This window comes from Winslowiella sp. 2C04 (assembly GCF_050037805.1).
GTDB lineage: Bacteria > Pseudomonadota > Gammaproteobacteria > Enterobacterales > Enterobacteriaceae > Erwinia > Erwinia toletana_A.
On sequence record NZ_CP188300.1, the window covers coordinates 2,413,591 to 2,427,537 of the forward strand.

The 13,947-nt window shown below is 50.0% G+C and carries 15 protein-coding genes; 9 read left to right on the forward strand and 6 right to left on the reverse strand.

Annotation, left to right across the window (positions count from 1 at the left end; translation table 11 throughout):
• Positions 1-6: 6 nt before the first annotated feature.
• A complete protein-coding gene (locus ACP3TC_RS10710) occupies positions 7-1,065 on the reverse strand; it encodes an ATP-grasp domain-containing protein (protein ID WP_426818201.1) in 1,059 nt (352 codons plus the stop codon).
• 327 nt (positions 1,066-1,392) lie between these two features.
• Here ACP3TC_RS10710 and ACP3TC_RS10715 point away from each other — a divergent pair, with 327 nt between their 5' ends.
• The 7 genes from ACP3TC_RS10715 (at position 1,393) to ACP3TC_RS10745 (ending at position 7,318) form a co-directional block, all read left to right on the forward strand.
• Positions 1,393-1,977: a TerD family protein gene (locus ACP3TC_RS10715; RefSeq protein ID WP_313857486.1), complete on the forward strand. Its 585-nt coding sequence runs from the start codon at positions 1,393-1,395 to the stop codon at positions 1,975-1,977.
• Positions 1,977-3,161 carry a TerD family protein gene (locus tag ACP3TC_RS10720; protein WP_426818202.1) on the forward strand — a complete coding sequence of 395 codons (1,185 nt, stop codon included), beginning with the start codon at positions 1,977-1,979 and terminating at the stop codon, positions 3,159-3,161. Before ACP3TC_RS10715 ends, ACP3TC_RS10720 begins: the two co-directional genes overlap by 1 nt.
• A gap of 21 nt (positions 3,162-3,182) precedes the next feature.
• Positions 3,183-3,638, forward strand: a complete 456-nt coding sequence (locus ACP3TC_RS10725) for a tellurite resistance TerB family protein (RefSeq protein ID WP_313857484.1) — start codon at positions 3,183-3,185, stop codon at positions 3,636-3,638.
• Positions 3,639-3,661: 23 nt separating this feature from the next.
• The gene (locus tag ACP3TC_RS10730) at positions 3,662-4,705 is read left to right on the forward strand and encodes a TerC/Alx family metal homeostasis membrane protein (RefSeq protein ID WP_313857483.1); all 1,044 of its coding nucleotides are present in this window, start codon (positions 3,662-3,664) and stop codon (positions 4,703-4,705) included.
• A 51-nt stretch (positions 4,706-4,756) separates the two neighbouring features.
• Positions 4,757-5,335 carry a TerD family protein gene (locus ACP3TC_RS10735; RefSeq protein ID WP_313857481.1) on the forward strand — a complete coding sequence of 193 codons (579 nt, stop codon included), beginning with the start codon at positions 4,757-4,759 and terminating at the stop codon, positions 5,333-5,335.
• A 75-nt stretch (positions 5,336-5,410) separates the two neighbouring features.
• On the forward strand, positions 5,411-5,986 hold the full coding sequence (locus ACP3TC_RS10740; protein ID WP_313857479.1) for a TerD family protein: 576 nt from the start codon (positions 5,411-5,413) through the stop codon (positions 5,984-5,986).
• Between the two features lie 93 nt (positions 5,987-6,079).
• A complete protein-coding gene (locus ACP3TC_RS10745) occupies positions 6,080-7,318 on the forward strand; it encodes a vWA domain-containing protein (RefSeq protein ID WP_426818203.1) in 1,239 nt (412 codons plus the stop codon).
• Between the two features lie 71 nt (positions 7,319-7,389).
• Here the strand turns inward: ACP3TC_RS10745 and ACP3TC_RS10750 are convergent, their stop codons facing one another.
• The gene (locus ACP3TC_RS10750; protein WP_313857476.1) at positions 7,390-8,061 is read right to left on the reverse strand and encodes an HAD-IB family hydrolase; all 672 of its coding nucleotides are present in this window, start codon (positions 8,059-8,061) and stop codon (positions 7,390-7,392) included.
• A 252-nt stretch (positions 8,062-8,313) separates the two neighbouring features.
• On the opposite strand from ACP3TC_RS10750, the gene ACP3TC_RS10755 reads away from it, so the two are divergent.
• The gene (locus tag ACP3TC_RS10755; RefSeq protein WP_426818204.1) at positions 8,314-9,087 is read left to right on the forward strand and encodes a hypothetical protein; all 774 of its coding nucleotides are present in this window, start codon (positions 8,314-8,316) and stop codon (positions 9,085-9,087) included.
• A gap of 83 nt (positions 9,088-9,170) precedes the next feature.
• Here ACP3TC_RS10755 and ACP3TC_RS10760 read toward each other — a convergent pair whose 3' ends face one another.
• Both ACP3TC_RS10760 and ACP3TC_RS10765 read right to left on the reverse strand, forming a co-directional pair.
• On the reverse strand, positions 9,171-10,643 hold the full coding sequence (locus tag ACP3TC_RS10760) for a pyridoxal phosphate-dependent decarboxylase family protein (protein WP_426818205.1): 1,473 nt from the start codon (positions 10,641-10,643) through the stop codon (positions 9,171-9,173).
• Between the two features lie 14 nt (positions 10,644-10,657).
• Positions 10,658-12,040 carry a diaminobutyrate--2-oxoglutarate transaminase gene (locus ACP3TC_RS10765; protein WP_313857715.1) on the reverse strand — a complete coding sequence of 461 codons (1,383 nt, stop codon included), beginning with the start codon at positions 12,038-12,040 and terminating at the stop codon, positions 10,658-10,660.
• A 417-nt stretch (positions 12,041-12,457) separates the two neighbouring features.
• On the opposite strand from ACP3TC_RS10765, the gene ACP3TC_RS10770 reads away from it, so the two are divergent.
• Positions 12,458-12,922: a GNAT family N-acetyltransferase gene (locus ACP3TC_RS10770; protein ID WP_426818206.1), complete on the forward strand. Its 465-nt coding sequence runs from the start codon at positions 12,458-12,460 to the stop codon at positions 12,920-12,922.
• 140 nt (positions 12,923-13,062) lie between these two features.
• Here ACP3TC_RS10770 and ACP3TC_RS10775 read toward each other — a convergent pair whose 3' ends face one another.
• Complete coding sequence (locus ACP3TC_RS10775; protein WP_313857471.1) at positions 13,063-13,443, reverse strand: DUF4354 family protein; 381 nt, start codon at positions 13,441-13,443, stop codon at positions 13,063-13,065.
• Between the two features lie 107 nt (positions 13,444-13,550).
• A complete protein-coding gene (locus ACP3TC_RS10780; RefSeq protein WP_426818207.1) occupies positions 13,551-13,829 on the reverse strand; it encodes a VF530 family DNA-binding protein in 279 nt (92 codons plus the stop codon).
• Between the last annotated feature and the right edge of the window lie 118 nt (positions 13,830-13,947).

Genomic DNA, 13,947 nt, shown 5'->3' on the forward strand with positions numbered 1-13,947 from the left:
TGATCCTTACTGAATGAAATTAGGCAACGCCGTGCTGTAGTTGATCACGTCGGTGACGGAGCGCACCGTAGCGGGTGAGAACGCCCGGCTGGCTTCATCGGAAACCGCTTGCTGACTCATCAGCCCAAGCTGACGGAACGCAAACAGTCCCGGCAGATTGACGCCGCTGAAGCGGGTGTAGCCAATGCCGCCGGAAGGTCGCATATTGATTTCCAGCAGCAGCGGTTTGCCACTGCTGTCGTGACGGGTCTGGACATTCACCAGCCCATCAGCCCCCATCAGCTGCGCGCAATGTCTGGCAAGCTCAAAAGCTTCGCCGCTGTTTTCCAGATACTGGAGCGCGCCCTCTTTGCGACGCGCCACCGCCGCCAGCACCTTGCCTTGCTCCGCCAGAATATCGACCGAGTACTCCGGCCCGGGTAAATACGGCATCAGCACCAGCGGTTCAAAGCTGCCTGACTCTTCCAGCGCATTCAGATAACGACGGGTATTAACCTTGCGGCTTTCCGGATGAGTAAAACCCGCCATTGGCGAGACGCTGTCATCAAAACGCCAGAATCCCATGCCATAAATACCTTTTACCGGCTTAATGCACAGTGGCTGCGCGGAAAAAGGGGAAGCGGCGATCAGCTGACGCAGTTCTGCGATAGAGGTAACGGCTATCGATGGCACCACCGGTAAACCATGCTTTTCCATCAGCTGAGCAAAGGCCACTTTGTCATCGGCCAGCGCCAGTAAGTCCGCACCGGTTGCGCCGGTTACCAGGGTGACGCCACAGACTTCAATAGCGGTGCGCTGAGTTTCAAACCACTGAGTATTACGCCCGGTGTGGATGGCCTGGATGGCATGCTTTTTTACGGTGTCAATAATGAAAGCCAGACGCTGCTGCTCATCCGCTGGCTCCAGCAGTGCAAAATCAGCCTGCGAGAGAATTTCGTTACGTTGATAGCGGTGAGAGGCGAAAACCTCAACGTCGGCCTGATGACGGGTCGTGAATGCGTTGATGCCCTGAATAATATCCCGCTGGGAGGACAAGCCTTCCATAAGCCAGATTCTAGCTGTCATTTCTGATGATTTCCGTAGTGGGCATGGTGAAGCAGCGAATAGTGACGAGTGTATGTAGAGCAAATAACCATGTCAATCATAATATGATTTATGATTACCTGGCTAAAATCAGTGAAGATAATGGGTAAAAAACGCCTTTTTCTTAATATTTTTAACAGGAATTAAACTTAAATAATTGAGTAAAAACAACCATCTATACATAAAATATAAAATACTCATCAAAAATTGACTTGTTCAACTACTTCATCATGATATGATTTTCAGCTCATGGATTATGGTGTAAAAGAACGCTACTTTTTTCAATACCACTTTGAAGGATATAAGACAATGGTTTCATTAACCAAGAACCAGACAGTATCACTCAGCAAGCAATCTTCTGCGCTTAACAAACTGCATTTTGGTTTAGGCTGGGATCCAATCAAAAAGAAAGGATTTATGGGTAAGCTGTTCGGCGGCGGCAGTGATTCAATTGACCTTGATGCTGGCTGTGTGTTGCTGGATAAGTCAGGCAATCAAATCGATACCATCTGGTTTCGTAAACTTAAATCCTCCTGTGGTGCGGTGATCCATAGCGGTGACAACCTCACCGGTGAAGGCGACGGTGATGACGAAGTGATCAACGTCGAGCTGGCACGACTGGCGCCTCAGGTTGAGTATCTGGCTTTCACGGTTAACAGTTTCCGTGGTCAGACTTTTAATGACGTTGAAAATGCATTTTGCCGCGTGGTCGACCAGGCCGGTAAAGAGCTGGCCCGTTATCAGCTGACGGAGCAGGGTGCCCATACCGGGATCGTGATCGCGGCATTACAACGTAACAACGGTCAGTGGGATTTCACCGCGCTGGGTAAAGCCTGTAGCGGTCGGACTATTGACGACATGCACAGCGATATCGTTGCCGCAGTGGTGCGCTAATGAATATGACGCCGGGGGGCAATGCCCCTGTTTCATCCGGGCCGCTGACCGTACGCGTACTGTCGGGTGCGCAGGTTGACGCCTCTGCTTTTCGTCTGTTTGCCAGCGGTAAAGTGAACGGTGATGCGGATATGGTGTTTTATGGTCAGCCGGTAAACGATGACCGTACCATCAGCCTGACGACAGAAGGCCACAATTCAGCGTTTGCCGTCGATCTCAGCCGTCTTAAGCCGGAAGTGCAAAAAGTCGCGTTTACCGTCACCTGCGACGGCAATCAGACCGTTGCCGGTCTGCAACGCCTGGTGATCCAGATTGAATCGGCTAACCAGGTGCAGCTGAGCGGTACCGTCGAGCTGAATGGCCGCCAGGAAGCCGCGCTGATCCTCGGTGAGTTTTATCGTCGCAATAACGACTGGAAATTCCGTTTTGTGGCGCAAGGATTTAACGGTGGACTCAAGCCATTGGCTGAGCATTTTGGTGTGGACATTGCTGATGCGCCTGCGCCTTCTGCCGCACCGTCACCGTCACCGTCACCGTCACCGACACCCGCGCCAGCGCCTGCTGCGCAAAAGATTAATTTGAGTAAGGTTTCCCTGACCAAAGAAAAGCCGGCAATCAGCCTGACGAAACGCGACAACTTTGGCGAAATCCGCATCAACCTTAACTGGCAACGTGGCAGTACCCCACAGGGTGGACTGCGCTCGCTGTTTGGTGGCGGCAGTAAAGGCATCGATCTCGACCTTGGTGCTTTTGTTGAACTGAGCGACGGTTCGAAAGGTGTGATTCAGGCGTTAGGCAACAACTTTGGCCGCCTGAACAGCGAACCCTTCGTCGAATTGCAGGGTGATGACCGCACCGGTGAAGTGACCAGCGGTGAGTGGCTGCATATCAACGGTCGCGAGTGGAAACACATTCGCGAAGTGCTGATATATGCCTTTATTTATGAAGGTGTCGCCAGCTGGGATAAGACCGATGGCGTCGTCACCATTCATATGCCGGATCAGCCACCGATTGAAACGCGAATGACCGAAGGACAGGACCGCCGCAATTTGTGTGCTATCGCGCGACTGGTTAATGAGAACGGCAATATTAAAGTCGAACGTATCAACCAGTTCTTTAATGGCCATGCCGAGATGGATCAAGCCTTCGGCTGGGGATTCCGCTGGAAAGCGGGCTCCAAGTAATGACTGACAGAGGATTTCACCATGAGTTTTTTCAACAGAGTTAAAGGCGCATTTACCGCCAGCCGTGAAGAACTGACCAAACAGGTTAGCCGCTATAAAAACAAAAAGTTTATGCAGGGTACGGTAGCGGTCTGCGCGCGTATTGCGGTCTCCAGTGATGGCGTCAGCGCGGAAGAAAAACAGAAGATGATTGGCTTTTTAAAATCATCTGAAGAGTTAAAAGTGTTTGAAACCAATGAGGTGATTGAGTTCTTCAATAAACTTGTCACCAGCTTTGATTTCGACATTGAAATCGGTAAGGGCGAGACCATGAAGTACATTCTGGCCCTTAAAGATCAACCTGAAGCGGCTCAGCTTGCTGTCAGGGTAGGTATCGCAGTAGCGAAAAGTGATGGCAACTTCGACCCGGATGAACAAAAAGCCGCACGTGAAATCGCTATTGCTCTGGGCTTTGAACCGGCTGAATTCGGCCTTTGATGTAATATCCTTAAGGGTTAACTATGGTATCCACGCATATCGGCTTTCCGACTGAAACAGTCATTGTCTTCGTTGCACTGGCTGTCGGAGCCATCTTTATCGATCTGTTTATGCACCGCGGTGATAAACCGATCTCACTGAAAAGTGCAGCACTGTGGTCGCTGTTCTGGGTGTTTGTGGCGATGGCATTCGCCGGTTTCCTCTATATACACCACGGTGCTGAGGTGGCAAGTCTGTTTGTTACCGGTTACGCGCTGGAAAAAGTGCTGTCAGTCGATAACCTGTTCGTCATGATGGCGATCTTCTCATGGTTTGCCGTACCGGATCGCTATCGTCACCGTGTTCTCTACTGGGGGATTATCGGTGCCATCGTGTTCAGGGGGATCTTCGTGGCGATTGGTACCGGGCTACTGAGCCTCGGCCCTTACGTCGAAATCGTGTTTGCGCTGATCGTCGCCTGGACCGCGGTAATGATGCTGAAAAGCGGCGACGACAGTGATGAAATCGAAGATTACTCTCAGCACCTTGCCTATCGAATGGTGAAACGCTTCTTCCCGATCTGGCCGAAACTGAAGGGCAATGCCTTTCTGATTAACCAGAAAGAAGTTGACGAAGAGCTGGCGAAACCGGAAAACAAAGATGTCACCGTGGGTCGTGGTACTAAAGCAGCGCTGTACGCTACGCCGCTGATGCTGTGTGTGGCGGTGGTCGAATTATCCGATGTGATGTTCGCCTTTGACTCGGTTCCGGCGATTATCGCCGTCAGCCGTGAGCCACTGATTGTATACAGTGCGATGATGTTCGCGATCCTCGGCCTGCGTACCCTTTACTTCGTGCTGGAAGCGCTGAAACAGTATCTGGTTCACCTGGAGAAAGCGGTTATCGTGCTGCTGTTCTTTATCGCGGTGAAACTGGGACTTAATGCCACCGATCATATCTGGCATCATGGCTACAGCATTTCAGCGACAGCGAGTCTGTTTGTCGTGCTTGGCGTGCTGGCGGTGGGGATTATCTTAAGCGTGATGTTCCCGGGTAAAGCCGATGCCGAAGAGAAGAAAGAGAACTAATCTCATTTCTGACGATAAATTCGAAAAATCTTTAATTAAGAGGTGATTACAATGAGCGTTTCTCTATCCAAAGGCGGTAATGTTTCCCTGAGCAAAGCGGCTCCAACCATGAAAAATGTTCTGGTTGGCCTCGGCTGGGATGCACGTTCTACCGATGGTCAGGACTTTGACCTGGACGCGTCTGCTTTCCTGCTGTCGGCAAGCGGTAAAGTTCGCGGTGATGCGGACTTCATTTTCTATAATAACCTGACCTCTGCTGAAGGATCCGTTACCCACACTGGCGATAACCGTACCGGGGAGGGTGATGGCGATGACGAATCACTTAAAATCAAACTGGATCTGATTCCAGCTGACGTCGACAAAATCGTCTTCGTGGTCACTATCCATGATGCGCAGTCACGTCGTCAGAGCTTCGGCCAGGTTTCCGGCGCGTTTATCCGTCTGGTCAATGACGACAACAAATCTGAAGTTGCTCGTTATGACCTGACTGAAGATGCTTCAACCGAAACCGCGATGCTGTTCGGCGAACTGTATCGTCACAATACCGAATGGAAATTCCGTGCGGTAGGCCAGGGTTATGCTGGTGGCCTCGGTTCCGTTTGTGCGCAGTACGGCATTAACGCATCCTGATAACAACAGCGCTTTATCGCAAGACGGGCGGCGTCACGCTGCCCGAATCCCATCAATATAAGCAGGAGCTTTACAATGGCAGTTTCTCTGGTTAAAGGCGGTAACGTATCCCTCACTAAAGAAGCACCAACCATGAATATCGCCATGGCGGGTCTGGGCTGGGATGCACGTGTCACCGACGGACAGGCGTTCGATCTCGACGCATCCGTCTTTATGGTGGGTGAAGATGGTAAAGTGCTGAGCGACAGCAGCTTTATCTTCTTTAACAACAAGCTGAGCAGCTGTGGTTCTGTTGAGCACCAGGGCGATAACCGCACTGGCGAAGGCGATGGCGATGATGAGCAGGTCAAAATTGATCTGGCTAAAGTGCCGGCAGAAGTGAAGAAACTGGTGTTCTCCGTCACCATTTATGACGCAGAAACGCGTAAGCAGAACTTCGGCATGGTCAGCAACAGCTATATGCGCATCTATAACAACGACAACGGCGCAGAAATCGCTCGTTTCGATCTGTCAGAAGATGCCTCCACCGAAACCGCGATGGTGTTCGGTGAGCTGTATCGCCACGGCTCTGAATGGAAATTTAAAGCGGTTGGCCAGGGTTTTGCTGGTGGACTGTCTGCACTGGCCTCTCAGCATGGCGTGAATGTCTGATATTCGCTGCAAGCGCAAAACCCCGGCCTGACCGGGGTTTTTTATGTCCGTTCTTCATAATATGCTGCTTTCTGGCTAAAGGAGATGACATTAATGATTCTGCAATCCGGTCAGAACCTGGTCATTGAGAGAACACAGCTCACTTTGACCTTACAGTATTCCGCTAAGCCAGGCTTTAACAGCGAAGCCGATAGCGCCGTTTTTATGCTGAATGAATCAGGTAAAGTACGCGGCGATGCGGATTTTATTTTCTTTAATCAGCCAGCCAGCGCCAACAGAAGTGTGGTACTGCAAACCGCCGCGCAAGGCAGCAGCATCACGCTGGATTTAAACAACATCGATGCCGCGATCGGGAAAATTGCCATTACGCTGGTTATTGACGGTGCGGATTCCATTGCCGGATTACAACAACTAACCTTTACGGCACAGGATATTGCCGAATTCACCGTTGAAACGGCAGGGCGTGCGGAAAAAGCACTGATTGTCGCCGAGATTTATCGTCATGCCGGCAAATGGAAATTACGGGCGTTGGGGCAGGGATTCACTGGCGGGCTGGAGCCGCTGGCGTTAAATTATGGCGTTGATGTCGCTCAGCCGGTGTCAGCTCCGGCACAATCAACGGTCAGTCTTGAAAAGAAACTGGAGAAGGCCCCACATCTGGTCAGCCTGGCTAAACCGATCCGCGTTAGTCTGGAAAAACATCGGCTTAGCGATGTTAAAGCCAGGGTGGCCTTTGTGCTGGACGCGTCAGGTTCAATGACCGCTCAGTTCAGAAAGGGCAATGTTCAGAAAGTGCTGGAGCGCATCGCTGCGCTGGCGGTGCAGTTTGACGACGACGGCTCAATGGATATTTGGGGTTTCGCCACTGAATTTAAAAAGTATCGGGACGTGACGCTGGATAATCTGGACGGCTATGTGCAGTGGCTGCAAAACAGCGGTAACAAGGGTGCGTGGGAGATCCTGCCGGGGCTCGGTGGCACCAATAATGAACCGCCGGTGATGCAGGATATTATTGATAGCTTCCGTGATTCGCCGCAACCGGTATTTGTGGTGTTTATCACCGACGGTGGAATCAGTAAAACTCGCCAGATAAAAGAAGCTATCCGCGAGTCCGCGCAGTTACCGATTTTTTGGAAGTATGTCGGGCTGGGTGGCAGCAACTACGGCATCCTGGAAAAACTGGATTCCTTTACCGATCGGCTGGTCGATAATACCCATTTTTTCCCCATCGACAACTATGACAGCATTACCGACGAACATCTCTACGATATGCTGTTAACTGAATTTCGCGACTGGCTGGATGTTGCCAGACAGAAGCGAATTCTGAGATAGAAAAGACATTCTCTCTGCTGTAGCGCCGGCGTTTTCGCCGCCCATGACAAAGGCTGTGCGTCAGGCTACCGTCAGGAAATGGTGCTCATCCGCAGCTTTGCCAGTGGTGAACGTCGTTTTGACCATGCCGGATGGAAATGACGCCAGTGGGGATCCTGAGCGGCGGCCAGCAGTTCGTAATCACCACGGGTGTCGCCCCAGGCCCGTAGATGATAATCACTCAGCTGACCATAGACGCTTTCCAGTCGTTTCACCTTTTGCCCGCAGCGGCAATTGTGGCCGGTGATACGACCGGTGAGCACGCCGTCTTTCACTTCCAGCTGGGTGCCAATCAGTTTGATCCCCAGGCGATCGGCGAAAGGCTGTAATACCAGCGCCGGTGAAGCGGAGCAAATCGTCACTTCGGCAGCGGAACTGACTTCCGCCGCCACCGCCAGCAAACCGGCAGGGCGCATCAGTTTACTCCAGTTTGCCTGGCAGAAGGCCTCAGCCTGCTCTCGGACCCAGTGCTCATCAACCCCTGTAAGGAATGTTTTGATCAGCACTTCTTTCAGCTCATCACGGGTGAGTTTTCTGCGCATGCAACGCAAAGTTGGCAGGGCAAGACGCACCACGCGGCGGGCAAAAAAACGCCTGCCAAAAGCGAAGCGCAGAAATGGAATAAAGCTGTCGTGGTGGGTCAGTGTTCCATCAAAATCAAAAACGGACAGGATCTTAACGGGACGTCCAGTCGATGAATCCATCGGTAAATCTCTCATTATGTCTTTTGAAAATATCCAGCTACCGTCGGTAACGGCACACTACTCATGCCTGACATACTACACGCTGAGCGAAGTCTCTGCATGTCTTCCTCGATGCAGCAGATCAAATTTTCTGACATTATAACCATTTCAAGGGCAGGGAAGCCGGATTCGAAGCGGCTTGCCTTAGTTTGCAAATAGGGATTAACGGTGTCTACATCCAGAATACAGAAGTTCGCTGAATGGATTTATGGTGTGAAGAGCAAAGTCTTTAATTCGCAGAGGATAGCGCATGATGTCGAGCCAGGCGATATTCTGGCTTTTGAAGGTGTCAGTAGCAGCGGGCTGTTTATCAGATTATTTACCTGGAGTCGCTACTCTCACGTTGCCATTGTTAGTGCTGAAAAGGAGCAGGGTACGTACTGTATTTATGAATATCCCGCCGCTGATAGCACCATTGTGAAAACACGACTCAGCGATAAGTTAACATCTGCTGATATTGTTAGCGTTAAGCTGTTGAAGCGGCCTGAGAACGTTGCTGGTCTTGGCATTAATCCTGATTCCTTTCTTGAGTTGATGGATAACTTCTCTTACAGGCTTAAAAAAAACAGTGGTTATAACCTGAAAAGAGCGGGCATCTCAGGTATTAACAGAATCGTGATTAGCATAATAACAATATTGATTATTACCAATGGATTATTTGCCTGTGGAAGGTTTTTTTACTGCACCTTTTCAATGAGTTGCTCGCCGATTGGTGATGGTTGGATTAGTTTTGCTGTTTTCTTATCGACCCTGTTTTTATTTATTGTTGTTTGCTTCTCACAATCGAAGGCGGGTGAAAGCAGGCGGCAGAAAATTAAGCTGGCCTTAATCGATGATTTTTGTTCTGAGTATGTTGCCAGCGCTGATAAAATTCTGGGGGGTAAAATTCATACTCACAGAACATTTGAGTCGGACTTTAGGCCAAAAGATATCGTGCGCGCAGCAGAGTCTCTGAGTTATAAATCGACAATATACAAAAAAGAATAAGCGTCCGGCGGCGTGTGATAAATAATAAAAAGCCGATGATAATATCATCGGCTTTTAAATTGCAGCTAATTAGCGGGGGAGAATTAAACTTTCAGCAGTTGCTGAGCAGTGTGCTCAACCAGATCCAGCAACAGTTTAATATCATCCAGGCTAACCGTTGGGTTTAACAATGTCACTTTCAGGCAGGTGACACCATTAAACTCCGTCACGCCAACATTAGCGCGGCCGGAATCCAGCAATGCATCACCAATCTTTTGGTTCAGCAGCGCCACGGCCGCATCACCCTGGTCTGCCAGTTGCTGCGGGCGATAACGGAACAGCACGCTTGCCAGTTGTGGCTGCATAACCAGTTCCAGCGCGTCTTGCTGCTCAACGTACTCCGCAACCTGCTGTGCCAGAGTCACACCATGATCGATGATCTCAGCGTATTGTTTTTGCCCTAATGCCTCGAGGCCCATCCACAGTTTTAAAGCATCAAAACGGCGAGTGGTCTGCAACGATTTCGATACCAGGTTTGGCACACCCTGCGCTTCATCGAACTCAGAGTTCAGGTAGGCCGCCTGATAGCGCATCAGCTCATAGTGACGGGCTTCTTTTAACAGAAACGCGCCGCAGCTAATGGTCTGAAAGAACTGTTTGTGGAAGTCCAGGGTAATGGAGTCCACTAATTCAATGCCATCCAGATAATCGCGGTATTTCTCAGACAGCAGTAGCGCGCCGCCCCAGGCAGCATCCACATGCAGCCAGATGTTGTGCTCGGCAGCCAGCACGGCAATCGCACGCAGTGGGTCGATTGCGCCAGCATCAGTGGTGCCGGCAGTGGCGACAATCGCCAGAATCTGTTCGTCATTAGCCTGGGCCTGCGCCACTTTTTCAGCTAAATCGTTCAGATCCATACGCGCGAACTTATCGGTTTTTACCAGCGTGACGGATTGATAACCCAGACCCAGCAACGCCATGTTCTTCTGGACCGAGAAGTGCGCGTTTTCAGAACATAACACTTTAATCTTACGCAGATTACCAATCAGACCATCTTGCTGAATCGAATGCCCCTGACGAGCAAAGAAGGCATCACGCGCCAGCATCAGACCCATCAGGTTACTTTGGGTGCCACCACTGGTGAACACGCCAGCATCGCCAGGCTGATAACCCACCTGAGTACGCAACCACTCAATCAACTTCATTTCGATGATAGTGGCTGATGGGCTTTGATCCCATGAATCCATACTTTGGTTAGTGGCGTTGATCAAGACCTCAGCAGCCTGGCTTACCACCAGGCTTGGGCAGTGCAAGTGTGCCACGCACTGTGGATGATGCACTGACAGGCTGTCTTTTAAAAAGTATTCAATCGCACGTTCAATCGCGGCCTGGTTACCCAGGCCCTGAGGATTGAAATCCAGCGTAATACGCTCACGCAGTTCCGCAACGCTTTTACCCTGATACATCTCAGGTTGTTGCAGCCACTGCACCACCGCTTCACTACTCTGAGCGATGGCTTGCTGGTATGCCTCAGTGCTTTGCGCTGAGGCCGCCAGAATTGGGTTTGGCCTGGACATCAAATTCACTCCACTCAGACAGGTTTGACGCCAGCGGCGAGCAGGGCGTTTTCAAATTTATCCAGGAAAATAGCCAGTTCGTCATTGGAGATCAGCAGTGATGGCAGCAGGCGCAGCACGCAACCATTACGGCCGCCGCGCTCAAGAATCAAGCCGTTCTCAAAGCATTTTTTCTGCAACAGGGCAGATAACTCAGCATCAGCCGGATAGCAGCCCATATGATCCTGAGCCTGATCCGGTTTCACAATCTCGATGCCAATCATCAGGCCCAGACCGCGAATATGACCGATCACCGGATAACGTTTTTGCATTTCAGCCAGCTGAGCTTTCAGCCATTCACCCTGCGCGGCGACTTTATCTGCAACCTGATTATCTTTAAGATATTTCAGAGTCGTCAGGCCGGTGGCCATCGCCAGCTGGTTGCCACGGAAAGTACCGGTATGATGGCCGGGTTCCCATGCGTCAAACTGCTTTTTGATGCCCAATACCGCCAGCGGTAAACCACCGCCGACTGCTTTAGACATAACAATGATGTCTGGCTCAATGCCGGCGTGTTCAAAGGCAAAGAATTTACCGGTACGGGCAAAACCAGCCTGAACTTCATCAAGAATCAGCAGAATGCCATGTTCCTGAGTCACTTTGCGGATGCGCTGCAGCCATTCGACCGGAGCCGGGTTAACACCGCCTTCGCCCTGAACCGCTTCAAGGATCACTGCCGCAGGTTTGCGAACGCCGCTTTCAACGTCATTGATCAGGTTATCGAAGTAGTAAGTGAGTGCTTTAACGCCAGCTTCGCCGCCGATACCCAGCGGGCAACGGTACTGATGCGGATAAGGCATAAACTGGACTTCTGGCATCATGCCATTGATCGCTTCTTTCGGCGACAGGTTGCCGGTGACCGAAAGCGCGCCGTGGGTCATGCCATGGTAGCCGCCGGAGAAGCTGATCACACCGCTACGGCCGGTATGTTTTTTAGCCAGCTTCAGTGCAGCTTCAACCGCATCGGCACCCGATGGACCACAGAACTGCAGGCAATAATCCTGACCTTGTCCCGGCAGCAAAGAGAGCAGGTAAGCTGAGAACTCATCTTTCAATGGCGTTGTCAGATCGAGAGTATGTAACGGCAAGCCGCTGGTAATGACATTTTGGATGCTCTGCAGCATGTCAGGATGGTTGTGTCCAAGCGCCAGCGTTCCGGCACCAGCCAGGCAATCAAGATATTGATTGTTTTCTACGTCGGTAATCCAGACGCCCTGGGCTTTCGCAATCGCGAACGGCAATTTACGTGGATAGCTTCTGACATTTGATTCAAATTCAGCTTGGCGCGCTAAATAGGCTTCATTGTTTCTGTTTAATGAATCTGCACCTAAAGTATCAATACGGACTTTATCCGTCATCATATCACTCCCACAACTTAGGCTGTCAGTGACGCCACCGTTGTATTAAATTAAGTTTAAGGTAACTACAGTATGAAAAACGCGGCCAATATAGGGCTTTTTACTTCCCGACTCAATAATTAATTTTGTTTAGATTTGTTTACGTTTTTGCCTATGAATCAATATGTTGTTGATTTAGTGAGCGTTGGCACTATTGCTGCTATTTTCAGCAAAGAAAAAGTAATAAAAGTTTAATTAAAGGGCAGGGTGAAGGTGTTTTTTGGCGCTGCTGTGTAAATTCTTGCTCACTGGTCTACTGCTAAATCTTCAGAATTCACGTAGCGCGATCAATTGTAAAATACAGCTAAAATTCAAGATGTTAGTAATGAACCTGGTCACTGATGAACTCCAACCACCTTCAGGAAGAGAAATAGAGTTATGGCGATACAAATCAGAGATGCTTTGCCATCAGATGTTAAAGGAATTTTTGACATCCGCATTACCGTTAAAGAAAACGCGCTGACGCGGGCAGAGCTTGAAGCATTAGGGATTACTGAAGAGTCTGTCGAAGCGATGATTGTTGCTTCGCGTTGCGCCTGGGTCGCCACTGACGGTGAGGCAATTGTTGGTTTCACCATGGTTGTGCACGAGGAAGGCTATCTGTTCGCTGCCTTTATGCTGCCAGAATACGAAGGTCGCGGAATTGGTAAACAGTTGGTGTTGGCGGCTGAAAAAGCGCTGTTTGTTACCAACGCCGTTATCTGGCTGGAAACAGGAAAAACAACGCGCGCGGCTGAATTCTACCGGCGGCTGGGATGGGGAAAGGAAACTGCAATTGGAAAAAATGATATCCGACTTGAAAAAAGCCGCTGTCAGGGTTCAAGGGGTAAGGGAGGTCATTAACCGCAACAGCATCAGGTGACGTGAGCTGAGGAGTGATTATGGGTTGTTCATATTCAATTTAACATAATATACATTATGCGCACCGTGACAGTCGTAATAGCAAGTTATAAAAAAAGCAGCCCTCAGGCTGCTTAATCAGATTACTTACAATCGTCAGAGATTTTCACCAGCGCGGCCTGGGAAACCGCATCGCTTTCAGATGCAAACATAGCGATACCTTTAACCGGCTTTCCTTCTTTCAACAAGCCGGAACTCAGGCCTTCATCAACCGTGTCGAGTTTGAACTCTTTGTTATCTGGCGAGTAAGCTTTTAAGCATAGCTTTGATAAATCAATGTCATCACCTGATAACTTAGCCAACATGACCTCAAAGGTTTTGGTGTAGGCAGTTTTACCGGCAATCGACATCGAGCCATTCGATTTAACTGTAGAATACACCGCAATATTATCTGTGGTAGCAGCATTCGCAGCGGAGAAGAAACCGGCTACAGCCAGAGATGCAGCAATGGTTGTCATTTTCATATCAAATCCTTTCCGTAGGTTGAACGTGTTAAGCACTGAATCAAACGAGATACTACACACTGATAATAATACGCTGCTTAAACCAAACCCTGATTACCGTGACTTTGCTATTTAGTCTTCCAGTTTGCCCATGGACTATCGGCCGGGATCTCAGCTTTTGCTTCAGGCTCGTTCAGTGAATCAATATAAAGTTCTTCCACTTCTTTACGTGCCCATGGCGTACGGCGAAGAAATTTCAGGCTGGACTTGATGCTGGGATCGCTTTTGAAGCAGTTGATATTGATACGCTGCGCCAGCTCGGCCCAGCCATAACGTGCCACTAAGGCGTTGAGCAACGCTTCCAGCGTGATGCCATGTAACGGATCTTTTGAGGCGTGTGTGTTCATAGTGAATGTCCGGTGAATCTGAGAAATTGCGCCCACCTTACTGTCCATGGCGCGGTTATGCAATGCGGAATCGGTTAAAGCGCCGTTTGTTTTGGTTGCGCTACGTGAAATCTGAGCG

What these genes read in the sequence shown, in the direction of transcription:
- ACP3TC_RS10710 (WP_426818201.1), bottom strand. Translation starts at nt 1,065, where the DNA reads ATGACAGCTAGAATCTGGCTTATGGAAGGCTTGTCCTCCCAGCGGGAT.
- ACP3TC_RS10715 (WP_313857486.1), top strand. Translation starts at nt 1,393, where the DNA reads ATGGTTTCATTAACCAAGAACCAGACAGTATCACTCAGCAAGCAATCT.
- ACP3TC_RS10720 (WP_426818202.1), top strand. Translation starts at nt 1,977, where the DNA reads ATGAATATGACGCCGGGGGGCAATGCCCCTGTTTCATCCGGGCCGCTG.
- ACP3TC_RS10725 (WP_313857484.1), top strand. Translation starts at nt 3,183, where the DNA reads ATGAGTTTTTTCAACAGAGTTAAAGGCGCATTTACCGCCAGCCGTGAA.
- ACP3TC_RS10730 (WP_313857483.1), top strand. Translation starts at nt 3,662, where the DNA reads ATGGTATCCACGCATATCGGCTTTCCGACTGAAACAGTCATTGTCTTC.
- ACP3TC_RS10735 (WP_313857481.1), top strand. Translation starts at nt 4,757, where the DNA reads ATGAGCGTTTCTCTATCCAAAGGCGGTAATGTTTCCCTGAGCAAAGCG.
- ACP3TC_RS10740 (WP_313857479.1), top strand. Translation starts at nt 5,411, where the DNA reads ATGGCAGTTTCTCTGGTTAAAGGCGGTAACGTATCCCTCACTAAAGAA.
- ACP3TC_RS10745 (WP_426818203.1), top strand. Translation starts at nt 6,080, where the DNA reads ATGATTCTGCAATCCGGTCAGAACCTGGTCATTGAGAGAACACAGCTC.
- ACP3TC_RS10750 (WP_313857476.1), bottom strand. Translation starts at nt 8,061, where the DNA reads ATGGATTCATCGACTGGACGTCCCGTTAAGATCCTGTCCGTTTTTGAT.
- ACP3TC_RS10760 (WP_426818205.1), bottom strand. Translation starts at nt 10,643, where the DNA reads ATGTCCAGGCCAAACCCAATTCTGGCGGCCTCAGCGCAAAGCACTGAG.
- ACP3TC_RS10765 (WP_313857715.1), bottom strand. Translation starts at nt 12,040, where the DNA reads ATGACGGATAAAGTCCGTATTGATACTTTAGGTGCAGATTCATTAAAC.
- ACP3TC_RS10770 (WP_426818206.1), top strand. Translation starts at nt 12,458, where the DNA reads ATGGCGATACAAATCAGAGATGCTTTGCCATCAGATGTTAAAGGAATT.
- ACP3TC_RS10775 (WP_313857471.1), bottom strand. Translation starts at nt 13,443, where the DNA reads ATGAAAATGACAACCATTGCTGCATCTCTGGCTGTAGCCGGTTTCTTC.
- ACP3TC_RS10780 (WP_426818207.1), bottom strand. Translation starts at nt 13,829, where the DNA reads ATGAACACACACGCCTCAAAAGATCCGTTACATGGCATCACGCTGGAA.